Source organism: Bradyrhizobium sp. USDA 3262, from assembly GCF_054060035.1.
Map to the genome: position 1 here is coordinate 547,814 of NZ_JBSSCT010000001.1, position 12,699 is coordinate 560,512.

The following is a 12,699-nucleotide window of genomic DNA, read 5'->3' on the forward strand; positions in this document are numbered from 1 at the left end:
CGCACAGCTTCTGAATTGGTTCGAGAAGCAAACGCCCTCTCCCCACTCAGATATATGTAGACCCCCCGGGCTTGCCGCAAGCCCGGGGTCATCCCGTAGAACGCGCGCCCAATCGAACGGAGGAGTGCGGGATGCGGGAACATGCTGTCGTGATTGCCGGCGGAGGTCCGACCGGGCTGATGCTGGCGGGCGAGTTGGCGCTGGCGGGAATAGATGTTGCGATTGTCGAGCGGCGCGCGAGGGAGGACCTGATCGGCGCGCGGGCCGGCGGCCTGCACGCGCGCACCATCGAGGTGCTCGATCAGCGCGGCATCGGCGACCGCTTCGTCGCGCTGGGAACGCGCCATCCGGCGGTGCTGTTCCATTCGCATCTGGTTCCGCTTGAGATCACCGACTTTCCGACCCGGCGCAATTTCACGCTGGGGCTGTTCCAGACCCATATCGAGCGCATTCTCGGCGAATGGGTCGGCGAACTCGCGGTGCCGATCCATCGCGGGCGCGAGGTGACCGACTTCGCGCAGGACGACGGCGGCGTCGACGTCGAACTGTCGGATGGCCAATTGCTCCGGGCACAATATCTCGTCGGCTGCGATGGCGGCCGGAGCCTCGTCCGCAAAGCGGCCGGCATCGAATTCGCCGGGTGGGATCCGACCATGAGCTGGCTGATCGCCGAGGCCGAGATGTCGGGCGAGCCCGAATGGGGTTTTCGCCAGCACGACACCGGCACCTCAGCGATCGGCAAGGCGGAAGATGGCGGGCGGGTGCGGCTGGTGCTGACCGAGCGGCAACTCGGCACCGACAGGGAGCCGACCTTGCGCGACGTCAGCGAGGCGCTGGTCGCCGCCTACGGCACCGATTTCGGCATCCACAATCCGGTCTGGATCTCGCGCTTCACCGACATGACCCGGCAGGCCGTGGCCTACCGCAAACAGCGCGCGCTGCTGGCCGGCGATGCCGCCCATGTGCATCCGCCGATGGGCGGCCAAGGCCTCAATGTCGGCGTGCAGGACGCGGTGAATTTGGGCTGGAAGCTCGCCCAGGTGGTCAAGCAGATCGCGCCGGACAACCTGCTCGACACCTACGAGGCCGAACGGCATCCGGTGGCGGCCCGCGTGCTGCGCAACACCATGGCCCATGTCGCGCTCAACCGCACCGATCCACGCACCAGGGCGCTGAACGAGATCGTCTCCGACCTGCTGCGCATGGACGAGCCGCGCAGATGCTTCGCCGCGATGATGTCCGGCCTGGATCTTCACTACGATCTTGGCGAGGGCCATCCGCTGCTCGGACGCCGCATGCCCGATCTCGATCTCGTCACCGCCGACGGCCCGATGCAGGTCTTCGCGCTGCTGCACCGCGCGCGGCCGGTGCTGCTGAATTTCGGCGCGCCCGGCAGCATCGCCATCACGGGATGGACCGACCGGGTTCAGCTGGTCGATGCCGCGTATCGCGGCGCATGGGAGCTTCCCGCGCGCGGCACGGTTTCGGCCCCGACCGCGGTACTGGTGCGGCCCGATGGCTATGTGGCGTGGGTCGGCGAGCGAACGCAGGCCGGGCTGACCGAGGCGCTGACCAAATGGTTCGGCGCGTCCGCTGGTACGTAGCGAGCGTAGCCCGGATGGAGCGAAGCGTAATCCGGGATCGGTCGATCCGCACAGAGCGTGGCCCCGGATTACGCTGCGCTTCATCCGGGCTACGGATTTGCCGCCCCTCTACCCCGCCGGCTGGAACGAATCCGCGCGCGCCATCGCCCAGGCGTCGCGGAAGCGGCGGTCCTGGGGTGTGCCTTCGAGCAGTTCGCCGGGGCGCAGCGTCGGATAGAGCTCCGCGAAGGAAGAGACCTCGGTGGTCGAACTGCGCTGCGAGAAGTGGATCGGGCGCAGCTCCTTGGTGTGCTCGAGGCCGGCGGCGGCGAGCAGCTCGGTCAGCGCGTGCAGGGTCGAGTGGTGGTAGTTGTACACGCGGTCGATCTTGTCGGGCACATAGAGCGCGCGGTTGCGGATCGGGTCCTGCGAAGTCACGCCGGTCGGGCAGCGATCGGTGTGGCAGCTCAGGGACTGGATGCAGCCGAGCGCGAACATGAAGCCGCGCGCCGAATTGCACCAATCGGCCCCGATCGCCATCGCGCGCGCCATGTCGAAAGCGGTCGCGATCTTGCCGGAGGCGCCGATCTTGATGCGATCGCGCGCGCCGATGCCGACCAGCGCGTTGTGGACGAAATTGACGCCCTCGCGCATCGGCATGCCGAGATGGTCCATGAACTCGAGCGGCGCGGCGCCGGTGCCGCCTTCATTGCCGTCGACCACGATGAAGTCGGGATAGAGCCCGCTCTCGTGCATCGCCTTGCAGATCGCCAGGAATTCCCAGGGATGGCCGATGCACATCTTGAAGCCCGCCGGCTTGCCGCCGGACAGCTTGCGCATCCGGGCGACGAATTCCATCATCTGCAGCGGCGTCGAGAACGCCTTGTGATAGGCCGGCGAGATGCAGTCCTCGCCCATCGGTACGCCCCGGATCTTGGAAATCTCCTCGGAAACCTTCGCCGCCGGCAGCACGCCGCCGTGGCCGGGCTTGGCACCCTGGCTGATCTTGAGCTCGACCATCTTGATCTGGTCGTCGCCCGCGACGCTTGCGAAGAGATCCGGATTGAAGGTGCCGTCGCGGTTGCGGCAGCCGAAATAGCCGGAGCCGATCTCCCAGATGATGTCGCCGCCCATCTCACGATGGTACGGGCTGACGCCGCCCTCGCCGGTGTCGTGGGCGAAGCCGCCCTTCTTGGCGCCGGCATTGAGCGCTCGCACCGCGTTCGGGCTCAGCGCGCCAAAGCTCATCGCCGAGATGTTGAAGACCGACGCCGAATACGGCCTGGTGCAGTCGGGGCCGCCGACGGTGATGCGGAATTTCTCCTCGGCACGCGGCTTCGGCGCCACGGAATGATGCATCCACTCATAGCCCTCGCGGTAGACGTCCTCCTGGGTACCGAACGGCCGCTTGTCGAGCACCATCTTGGCGCGCTGATAGACCAGCGCGCGGGTGTCGCGCGAGAACGGCATGCCGTCCTTCTCGCTCTCGAAGAAATATTGCCGCATCTCGGGGCGGATTTCCTCGAGCAGGAAGCGCATATGCGCCGAGATCGGGTAGTTGCGCAGCACCGCGTGGTTTTTCTGGGTGAGGTCGCGGATGCCGAGCAATGTCAGGGCGCCGAAGATGACCAGCGGAATCAGAACGATCTTGAAGACCTTGTGATCGAAAATTCCGACCAGCAGCAGCAGTGTGGTGACGACGGCGCAGATCGTCAGCACGATGAAGCGTGGCGAGAACGGAAGCAGCACTGTATCCATGAAATTCCTCCGGTCTGGCCAAATACCCTGTCGGCCGCGAGCCTAATCCAACTCGCGGAACAAGTGCACTACGGTTATAGGGCCGAGCAGTCACAGATGTGACAACCGCCCGAATGGGTGGGTGCGGATACCGGTCAAATTGAAACGGTATCGCCTTTTGCACTGCAACGGAGCGCAGCGGATCGGATGCGATAACCTGCCGTCGCGGGCGCACTACCAAAATATCGAAAACAACCCCATGCAAAGGAGCCGGCTGCGGCCGGCGCTCGATAGAGCGACTTGACACGTCGGGCAACTCACCGGCACAATTCCACTATTCCGAAATCGTGATGTGAGTCTGCGGCTCCTCCAACCCGTCGTCCCTGCCTAGTGCGCAATTGCGCACGGGAGCAGGGACCCATAACCACAAATGCCAATTGTTGGGCCACGCTGGAACGACGAGTCCCTTCAACAAGGTCGGCCGCGGCGTATGGGTCCCTGCTTTCGCAGGGACGACGATGAGGATGGTTCTCGATTCGAGGCGTCGCACCACGCGGTGTCATCACCCGCGCATGTGAGTGCGCTTGCAGAGGAGATGAGGAGAGAGCACCGTTCGCCTAGTGCTCGTGCGGCTGCAATTCGTGCGGGATATGCCCGGGCTTCAGGCCGTCGCCATCAAGCCAGGCGTTGGTGGTGTCCAGCGCCCGGGTGATATGATCTGCGGTCCGGGAGAAATCGTAGGGCGAGCCGACCAGCGGGCAGAGCGGCGGCACCACGAAATACTCGACATCGGGCGCGATGTTCTCGAGCTCGTTGACGAGCTGCCGCGCGATCAGGAGCGTCAGCGCGTGCAGAGCATTGGCGAGCGCGCCGACCGGCGGCGCCTGGTTGGCGCAGGCATGCCCGGTCGGCAGCACGATCAGGCGTTTGGCGCCGTGCCTGACCGCGACGCGGACTGGCGTGTTGCTGGAGATCGCGCCATCGGCCAGGAAACGATCGCGGTAGTGCACCGGCGTGAACGCACCCGGGATCGCGGTCGATGCGACGATCGCCTCGGCTGTCGAACCTTCCGACAGCACCACGCTGTCGCCGCTGATGATGTCTGTGGTGACGATGTGGATCGGGATCCGCGCGTCCTCGAGATTGCGGAACGGGATGTAGTCGTCGATCAGCTTGCGGACGCCATCATGCGGGATCAGGAAGTCGCGCCGCCACAGGAAGCTCACCAGCGTCCGCCAGGTCACGGGAAACACGTCCTGCCGGTTGAGGCCGCGCCAGATCTCGGCCAGCCGTGCGACGCCCGAGACCGTCGGGTCGCCGGCATAGAACGCGCCGTTCAGTGCGCCGACGCTGGAGCCGACCACCATGTCGGCGACCACGCCATGCGCGGCCAGCGCCTGCAGCATGCCGACCTGGATCGCGCCAAAGCTGCCGCCGCCGGCGAACACAAAGGCGGTCTTCGGTGCATCCGGATCGGTGATGGACAAGGTGCTACTCCCTGATCGCCGCGTTCGGGAAACGGCTGCGCGGCGTTGGGGGCGTTATAGCAAGTGAGAAACGGTGCACGCCACCCAACAGGAAACTACCGGGGCCGCAACGGGACTGCGCCCCCTCTCCCCCTTGCGGGGGAGGGCTGGGGTGGGGGTTTCGCCGCTTGCAATCCTCTTCGTGAGGAGAGAGCCCCCACCCGGATCGCATCTATCGATGCGATCCGGCCTCCCCCGCAAGCGGGAGAGGCGAAGAGAGTTCGCGGACATATTCTCGAAATGCAAAAGGCTGGAGCCCGGTGGGGCCCCAACCTTCGACAAACAAAGAGCGGTGGTTATGGGTCCTGGCTTTCGCCAGGACGACAATCTTAGAAGCTCACGGCCCTAGCGCTCGACGAACGCCTTCTCGATCACGAAGTGACCGGGGGTGTTGCCGCTGCCTTCCTTGAAGCCGCGCGTCTCGAACAGCTGCTTCAGCTCTTCCAGCATCGCCGGGCTGCCGCACATCATGATGCGGTCGGTCTCGATGTCGAGCGGACCCTGATGCAGATCGGTGAACAGCTGGTTGGAGGTGATCAGGTCGGTGATGCGGCCGCGGTTGCGGAACGGCTCGCGCGTCACGGTCGGATAGTACGAGAGCTTCTCGGACAGCAGCGGCCCGAACAATTCGTCGTCGCGCAGCTTGGCGACCAGCTCCTCGCCATAGGCGAGCTCGGAGACCTGGCGGCAGCCATGCACCAGCAGGATCTGATCGTAGCGATCATAGACCTCGGGGTCCTTGATCAGGCTGGCGAACGGCGCGAGGCCGGTGCCGGTCGACAGCAGCATCAGCCGCTTGCCGGGAATCAGGTTGTCGGTGATCAGCGTGCCGGTCGCCTTGCGGCCGACCAGGATGGTGTCGCCCTCGCGGATCTTCTGCAGCTTGGAGGTGAGCGGGCCGTCCTGCACCTTGATCGAGAAGAACTCGAGCTCTTCCTCGTGATTGGCGCTCGCCATCGAATAGGCGCGCAGCAGCGGCCTTCCGTCGACCTCGAGGCCGATCATGGCAAACTGCCCGTTCTGGAAGCGGAAACCGGAATCGCGGGTCGCCCGGAAGCTGAAAAGCGTATCGGTCCAGTGCTGAACGGAAAGAACTTTCTCTCGATAGAACGCGCTCATGGGTTTTCGTTTTCTCGACTGACCAGAATTAGAATGGTTTGACTCTATTGGCGCATGACCTGTTCGGAAAACCGGTGCCCACTTTTCCGGGTCATGCTTAGACTGCTCGCGACGGCGCGGAAGTGGCCGAAATCACTGAAGATCTCGCGTGTCCATTGCGCCAATGCAGGAGATAGTCAAGATCAACTGGCGTGCAATTGCGATCTCAGAATGGCAGTCGTTCGATTTCGCGCAGAGGTTCAACCGCGTCATCGTTAACACGTGGGACTGCACGTAATTTACTTGCTGGGATCGGCATTGATCTGGCAATTAATTGCTACGAAAACCGCGGTGAAGGGAAAATGATCTCGTGGTCCTGATCAGCCAGCGAATCTTCCTGGAAACCATCAAAAAATATTGTTTGGCGCACGCGATTGCCGTCGAGGTGCAGTCCGGCGGCTGGCTGGTCACCATGACCAAGGGCAACGCGCGGCGGCTCGCGATCGGCTACGACGTCGGGCTGAACAGCGCGGTCGCGCATCAGGTCGCCAATGACAAATCGGCCTGCGCGGACGTGCTGGCATCGGCCGGCGTTCCCGCCATTCCGCACACGCTGTTTTTGGGTGCGAAGTTCAGCAAGCACATTCCGGGATCGGACTCGCTGGACGCGATGCAGCGTCTGCTCGAACAGCATCCGCGGGGGCTGGTCGTGAAGCCCAATGAGGGGACCTCCGGCGAGCTTGTCTTCCGCGTGACGACGCGAGCGCAGCTGGAGACGGCGGTTGCGCGCATCCTTGCCGCGCATCCAAGTCTTGCCATCTCGCCCTACGCCGAGATCGCGGACGAGGTGCGCGTGGTGCTGCTCAATGCGCGCGCGCTGATCGTCTACGGCAAGACGCGCCCGTCGGTGGTTGGCGACGGCATCCAGTCGCTGCGCGCACTGGCGCAGGCGAACGCGACGGACGAGCAACTCAAGACCATCACCGAGGAGTTCGATGCCGCCGCGCTCGACGCCGTTCCGCCCGCCGGCGAACGGCTTCTGCTCAACTGGCGGCACAACCTCGATGCCGGCGCGGAGCCCGTGCTGCTCGCCGATGACGCGACGCGCGAGGCCTGCGTCGCGCTCGCGATCAGGGCCGCGCAAGCCGTCGGCATCCGCTTCGCCTCGATCGACGTCGTGCGCACGGAGGGCGTGTGGAAAATCCTTGAGGTGAATTCCGGGGTGAAGATGGAAGCGCTGGGGCGCCGGCATCCGGCGCTGGTCGAGGCGGCCTATTCGGCGGCGCTGGACGAAGTGTTCGCGTAGCGTCTCCCCGCCCGATGACGCGGGCTCGACGGCGCTATCCTGCACTGTGAGCGCCCGATCAGCCTTGCGGGTGCTCCTTTTCATAGGCGGCGACGATCAGTTCCGATTGCTCGATCTGTGCCGTGAGACGGTCGATCTCGGCTTGCGTCTCTGGAAACACGTCAGCCCCCGCCGTATTTCCGGATTGCAATTCCGCGATCAGCTCCCGGTTCTTCGCAATCTGCTCCCGGTGCCAATCGATTTCAGGATCGTCTTGCATGGGCCACCCATCGGCGAGACCTACGACGCCAGCTCTCGCAGCAGCATGGGTGGATAAACCGGCTTCTCGAAAAACTTGACGCCCTCGGGCAGCGCGCTGTCCGGGGGCCGGCCCGAGATGACAAGGACGCGCACGCCCGGGTCGCAATCGAGGGCCAAACGAGCAAGTTCGACGCCATCCATTTTGCCCGTGAGCTTGATGTCGGTGACCACCAGCGACGGATGACGCATCTTGATGGCCAGCGCTGCCGTCTCGGCGTCTTCGCACTGGATGACGTCGAAATGACCTTCCTGCAACAACAGCGCAATCATGTCGCGCTGGATCGTGTCGTCTTCAACGACAACGGCTATTTGTCGAATTGGCCTCGCGTGACCCATGGCAACCTCCAAACAACCAACCAGAGTTAACGAATGAGGATGTTTATGGTTCTGGTTCCCGCTTCATGAGGGACTGCTCCGGCGGACCTTTGCAGGTTCCGAGCGGAACAACTTTGGAGGTTTCGGCGTCATTGATGGGCGACGAGCCGGACGAGCCGAATGGTTCGGGCCTGAGCAAGGGAATTCTTGCGACATAGTGCCAGGAGGCAAAGCTCATGAAGAACGCGGTGCAGCCGGATCAGGATTCTTGCGAACCCCACGGAACTGACGTGACGGCTGGCGCGACAGGCTATGTGTCCTCTCGACGATTGATTGAGGATCAGGCCCTTGAACGACCCGCGCTCGTCAAGCCGCCCGGGAAGCCGCACGAAACGACCGATCCGCTTCGCGCTCGCCTGCCGCACGACGTCATCTCCGAAATGGAAGCAGAGCTGAAGCAACAGGTCGATCGACTTGTCGCCGAACGACATTAGCCGGTGAAGCGACGAGCTCGCCGACTTCAACAACCGAATCTTGCCTGCCGATGATGCTCCAGAGATCGCGGCGCGTGGACACTCGAAGAAAGATCCCGCCGGATCGACGGAGCTTTAATGGGTGCGATTGGAGCGATTCTTGGGCGCGCGATTTTCCAGGTCATGGTTGTTCTGGCGGCGGTCGGCATCGTTGCCCTCGCATGTATGGCGGTTCGCGGCGGCTGACGCGGGGGCGGTGGTGCGGCTGGCACCGAAGCTCTGGCCGTCATTTTGATCCATTCAGCGCCTTGCTCATCCCGCGCAAGGGAGTACGCTTCCGCGCATTGATTGATCCGGACACAGATTATGCGCAAACTTCTTTTGGGCCTACTCGCAATCGCGGCGTTCGCCGCCGCCTTCAATCCTCCGGCCGCCAACGCCGTGTTCTGGCGCGGCGTCACGGCCCCGACGAACATCGACATCCACGGCTACCCGATCATCAAGGAGCCGCCTCCGAGCACATGCCAGCTGATCCATGTGAACGGATACTGGGTCCGGCAGTGCCTGGATTTGTCGCGCCGCTATTGGCGGTGACGCGCGCCAGACTTCCCGACCTCTCCCCGCAAGGGGCAGGGTTATCGCATATGCCCCTTGGCGACCGCGCAAGTGCTGGGCCTCGTGGTTCGAGACGCGCCGCAAGTGGCGCTCCTCACCATGAGGGTCTACTATTGTGCCGCAAAACAAGACCTCATCCTGAGGAGCCCGCCGAAGGCGGGCGTCTCGAAGGATGGCCACGAGGGCACCGCCACGAAATGCGATTGCCCTGCCGCAAGGGGAGAGGTCGAACCTCGCGGCTAGTTCGACCCGCCCGGTGAATCGTCGAGCGCCTTGAACGCCTCTTCGAGCTGCGGCGACAGCGCGACGTTGAGCTTCTCGCCGGTCGGCAGCCGGGCGACGAACCATTTGTTGTAGAGCGGGACGATGTCGCGGTTCGAGGCGAGCCTGCGGAACGCGCGCTCGACCACGTCCTTCATCTGCGGCTCGCCCTTGCGGTACATGATGCCGTAGGGATCGTAGGACAGGTAGTCGCCGGTGACGCGGAATTTGTCCCGCGACTTGTGCCGCGCGATCAGGCCGTAAAGCAGGATGTCGTCGGTCGCGAACGCGTCCGCCTTGCCGTCCGCCAGCATCTGGTAGGACTGCTCGTGGTCGGGGGCGGTGACGATGTTGAGGCCGAGCTTTTGCTTGGCGTCGACATTGTGCATCGCCTGCTCATTGGTGGTGCCCTTGGTCACCACCACCGTCTTGCCCTTGAGGTCGGCAACCTGGGTGACGCCGGAGGCCTTCGGCACCATCAGCTTGGTGCCGGCCACGAACATCAGCGGCGAGAATGCGACCTGCTTGCCGCGCTCGGCATTCGCCGTGGTCGATCCGCATTCGAGGTCGATCTTCTTGTCGACGACCGCCGGAATGCGGTCGTCGGAGGTGACCTTGACGTAGTCGACCTTGAGATTGGCGTCGTCGACCTCGGTCCCGATCTCCTCGACGATCGCATCGCACAGCTCGAGGCTGTAGCCGATCGGCCGGTTGGAGTGGTCGAGGAACGAGAACGGCAGCGAGCTTTCGCGATAGCCGATCCGCACCGTGTGCGTGGCCTTGATGTTGGCGAGCGTGGGGCTGAGCCCCTCGCCCGCCGGCTGTGCGGTGGCCGGTGCGGCGAGCAGGCTTGCCGCCAGCAGACATGCCGACAGCAGGCATGTCGACAGCAGGGGCGCCTCAGCCCGTATCGGCCTCCAGCGGGCGCGATGCATGCATCCCTCCCCTCAATGGCCGGCCATCACGGCGCCGGGCACCGCATCCTGCGGCACCGCGTCGTCGGGCCCGAGCTCGTGCTCGGCCTTCAGCTCGCCCTCCCACTTCGCGACCACGGCGGTCGCCAGCGAGTTGCCGATCACGTTGGTGGCGCTGCGGCCCATGTCGAGGAAGGTGTCGATGCCCATGATCATCAGCAGGCCCGCCTCGGGGATGTTGAACTGCGCCAGCGTCGAGGCGATCACCACCAGCGAGGCGCGCGGCACGCCGGCAACGCCCTTCGAGGTGATCATCAGCGTCGCCAGCATCGCGAGCTGCGTGCCGACCGACATCTCGATGTGGTAGGTCTGCGCGATGAAGATGCTCGCGAAGGTGCAGTACATCATCGTGCCATCGAGGTTGAAGGAATAGCCGAGCGGCAGCACGAAGGCCGAGATGCGCGAGGAGGCGCCGAACCTGTTCAGCCCCTCCAGCGTCTTCGGATAGGCCGCCTCCGACGAGGCGGTCGAGAACGCGATCATCAGCGGCTCGCGGATCAGCCGCAACAGATGGCTGTAGCGCGGCCCGATCACGATGAACCCGACGACGACCAGGATGCCCCACAGGATCAGGAGCGAGAGATAGAAGCCGCCCATGAAGACGATGAGCTTCCAGAGCACGCCGAGGCCGTTCTTCGAGACGGTCGCCATGATCGCGGCCCACACCGCGAGCGGCGCGAACAGCATCACATAGCCGGTGACCTTGAGCATGATGTGCGCGAGGTCGTCGATCAGGCTCATGATCGGCTTGGCCCGTTCAGGCATCGCACCGAGCGCGACCGCGAAGAACACCGCGAACACGACGATCTGCAGGATCTCGTTCTGCGCCATCGCATCCGCGATCGAGGTCGGGATCAGATGGGTGAGGAATTTCTCGATCGAGAACGCCGACACCGGCAGCCCGGTCGCCTGCGCCTTGTCGGGCAGCGTGCCGGGGAAGTTGGCGCCGGGCTGCAGCAGATTGACCATCACGAGGCCGAGCAGCAGCGAGACGAACGAGGCGGAGACGAACCAGCCCATGGTCTTGGCAAAGATGCGGCCGAGCTTGGCGCCGCTTCCCATATGGGCGATGCCGCCGACGAGGGTCGCGAAAACCAGCGGCGCGATGATCATCTTGATCAGACGCAGGAACAGCATCGCGATCAGGTTGACGTCTGCTGCGATCTCGGCACGGCTGTCAGGAAAGTAGTTGAAGACAATCGTCCCCATCGCGATGCCAAGGACCATCGCAATCAGGATATACTGCGTAAACCTGCTGGACATTCTCTTACCCCCGTAGTTCCCGGCGGAGGGCAAGTGTGGCAGATTTACGCAGCTACGCAACACGCTTCGCGTCCAGCGCGACTTTGCCGAAACGTTCCCGTTGTGGAATGCCAGCGCGCGGATTAGCGTTCATGCAGCGCACAATCTGTGCAAGGCGCTGCGCGCGTCGCAGTCAATTGCATGCGAAACAACCAACGCCAAGGGAAGGCAAAAGGGGGAGACACCAATGAACGACACCGTCAATCGCCAGATCCTGCTTGTCGAAAAGCCGACCGGCAAGCTTGGCCCCGAGCATTTTCGCCTGACCAAGGGGACGATCCCCGCACCGAAGGACGGCGAGGCGCTGGTGCGGACGCGTTACATCTCGCTCGATGCCGCCAACCGCGCCTGGATGCACGGCGCCACTTACCGCGCTGCGGTGGAAGCCAACACCGTGATGGCCGGCGGCAGCATCGCCGAGGTGATCTCGTCGAACGACCCCGCCCTGAAGCCCGGCGATCTCGTGTTCGGCGACACCGGCTGGCAGGATTATGCCGCCGTGCCCGCCAGGCACCTGGCGAAGATGCCGAAGCTCGAGCCGATGACGCATCTGCTCAGCGTCTACGGCGTTGCCGGCCTGACCGCCTATTTCGGACTGCTCCACGTCGGCAAGCCCAGGGAAGGCGAGACCGTGGTGGTGTCGGCGGCCGCGGGCTCGGTCGGCTCGATCGTCGGCCAGATCGCCAGGATCAAGGGCTGCCGCGTCGTCGGCATCGCCGGCGGCAAGGACAAGTGCCATTGGCTGACCAGCGAGCTCGGCTTCGACGCCGCGGTCGACTACAAGGACGGCGCCACCTACAAGGCGCTGCGCGCGGCGGCGCCCAAGGGCATCGACGTCTATTTCGACAATGTCGGCGGCGACATTCTGGAGGCCTGCCTGGCGCAGATGAACAATCGCGGCCGGATCGCCTGCTGCGGCGCGATCTCGCAATATGACGGCGTCCCCTCCGCGCACGGCCCGCGCGGCGTGCCCGGCCTGATCGTGGTGAAGCGGCTGATCATGCAGGGCTTCATCGTGATGGACTACATGGACCAGCGCGACGCCGCGCTCGCCGACCTGCAGTCCTGGGTCGCCTCGGGCAAGCTCAAGGTGCAGGAGGACGTCATCGACGGCATCGAGAACACGCCGCAGGCGCTGATCGGGCTCTTGGCCGGCGAGAATCGCGGTAAGCGCATGGTGAAGGTGTAGCTGGGGAACATCTCCGAACC

Annotated in this window: 13 protein-coding genes; 5 read left to right on the forward strand and 8 right to left on the reverse strand. The window is 64.2% G+C overall.

From position 1 onward, the window contains the following. The first annotated feature begins 131 nt into the window (after positions 1-131). Positions 132-1,604, forward strand: a complete 1,473-nt coding sequence (locus ACVWYP_RS02615) for an FAD-dependent monooxygenase (RefSeq protein WP_304497623.1) — start codon at positions 132-134, stop codon at positions 1,602-1,604. 108 nt (positions 1,605-1,712) lie between these two features. Here the strand turns inward: ACVWYP_RS02615 and ACVWYP_RS02620 are convergent, their stop codons facing one another. The 3 genes from ACVWYP_RS02620 to ACVWYP_RS02630 all read right to left on the reverse strand — a co-directional run bounded on the left by ACVWYP_RS02620 (position 1,713) and on the right by ACVWYP_RS02630 (position 5,965). Further along, on the reverse strand, positions 1,713-3,341 hold the full coding sequence (locus ACVWYP_RS02620; RefSeq protein ID WP_304497624.1) for an FMN-binding glutamate synthase family protein: 1,629 nt from the start codon (positions 3,339-3,341) through the stop codon (positions 1,713-1,715). Positions 3,342-3,937: 596 nt separating this feature from the next. Continuing rightward, complete coding sequence (locus ACVWYP_RS02625; protein WP_080583354.1) at positions 3,938-4,807, reverse strand: patatin-like phospholipase family protein; 870 nt, start codon at positions 4,805-4,807, stop codon at positions 3,938-3,940. Positions 4,808-5,191: 384 nt separating this feature from the next. Next, positions 5,192-5,965: a ferredoxin--NADP reductase gene (locus ACVWYP_RS02630; RefSeq protein WP_024581583.1), complete on the reverse strand. Its 774-nt coding sequence runs from the start codon at positions 5,963-5,965 to the stop codon at positions 5,192-5,194. Between the two features lie 349 nt (positions 5,966-6,314). Here ACVWYP_RS02630 and ACVWYP_RS02635 point away from each other — a divergent pair, with 349 nt between their 5' ends. Next, positions 6,315-7,250: an ATP-grasp domain-containing protein gene (locus ACVWYP_RS02635; RefSeq protein WP_304497625.1), complete on the forward strand. Its 936-nt coding sequence runs from the start codon at positions 6,315-6,317 to the stop codon at positions 7,248-7,250. Between the two features lie 58 nt (positions 7,251-7,308). On the opposite strand, the gene ACVWYP_RS02640 is transcribed toward ACVWYP_RS02635, so the two are convergent. Both ACVWYP_RS02640 and ACVWYP_RS02645 read right to left on the reverse strand, forming a co-directional pair. Further along, entirely contained in the window at positions 7,309-7,509 is a 201-nt protein-coding gene (locus ACVWYP_RS02640; protein ID WP_028341810.1) for a hypothetical protein, read from the reverse strand. A 20-nt stretch (positions 7,510-7,529) separates the two neighbouring features. Next, positions 7,530-7,886 (reverse strand): response regulator, encoded by a 357-nt coding sequence (locus tag ACVWYP_RS02645; protein WP_304497626.1) that lies wholly within the window; start codon positions 7,884-7,886, stop codon positions 7,530-7,532. Between the two features lie 215 nt (positions 7,887-8,101). On the opposite strand from ACVWYP_RS02645, the gene ACVWYP_RS02650 reads away from it, so the two are divergent. After that, positions 8,102-8,359: a hypothetical protein gene (locus ACVWYP_RS02650; protein ID WP_304497627.1), complete on the forward strand. Its 258-nt coding sequence runs from the start codon at positions 8,102-8,104 to the stop codon at positions 8,357-8,359. Between the two features lie 114 nt (positions 8,360-8,473). Here ACVWYP_RS02650 and ACVWYP_RS02655 read toward each other — a convergent pair whose 3' ends face one another. Further along, positions 8,474-8,638 carry a hypothetical protein gene (locus ACVWYP_RS02655; protein WP_304497628.1) on the reverse strand — a complete coding sequence of 55 codons (165 nt, stop codon included), beginning with the start codon at positions 8,636-8,638 and terminating at the stop codon, positions 8,474-8,476. Between the two features lie 66 nt (positions 8,639-8,704). Between ACVWYP_RS02655 and ACVWYP_RS02660 the strand changes: the two genes are divergently transcribed. After that, complete coding sequence (locus ACVWYP_RS02660; RefSeq protein WP_304497629.1) at positions 8,705-8,932, forward strand: hypothetical protein; 228 nt, start codon at positions 8,705-8,707, stop codon at positions 8,930-8,932. 260 nt (positions 8,933-9,192) lie between these two features. On the opposite strand, the gene ACVWYP_RS02665 is transcribed toward ACVWYP_RS02660, so the two are convergent. Continuing rightward, complete coding sequence (locus tag ACVWYP_RS02665; protein ID WP_304497630.1) at positions 9,193-10,149, reverse strand: amino acid ABC transporter substrate-binding protein; 957 nt, start codon at positions 10,147-10,149, stop codon at positions 9,193-9,195. Positions 10,150-10,161: 12 nt separating this feature from the next. After that, positions 10,162-11,451: a dicarboxylate/amino acid:cation symporter gene (locus tag ACVWYP_RS02670; protein WP_304497631.1), complete on the reverse strand. Its 1,290-nt coding sequence runs from the start codon at positions 11,449-11,451 to the stop codon at positions 10,162-10,164. Between the two features lie 226 nt (positions 11,452-11,677). Here ACVWYP_RS02670 and ACVWYP_RS02675 point away from each other — a divergent pair, with 226 nt between their 5' ends. Continuing rightward, positions 11,678-12,679: an NADP-dependent oxidoreductase gene (locus ACVWYP_RS02675; protein WP_304497632.1), complete on the forward strand. Its 1,002-nt coding sequence runs from the start codon at positions 11,678-11,680 to the stop codon at positions 12,677-12,679. Positions 12,680-12,699: the final 20 nt, after the last annotated feature.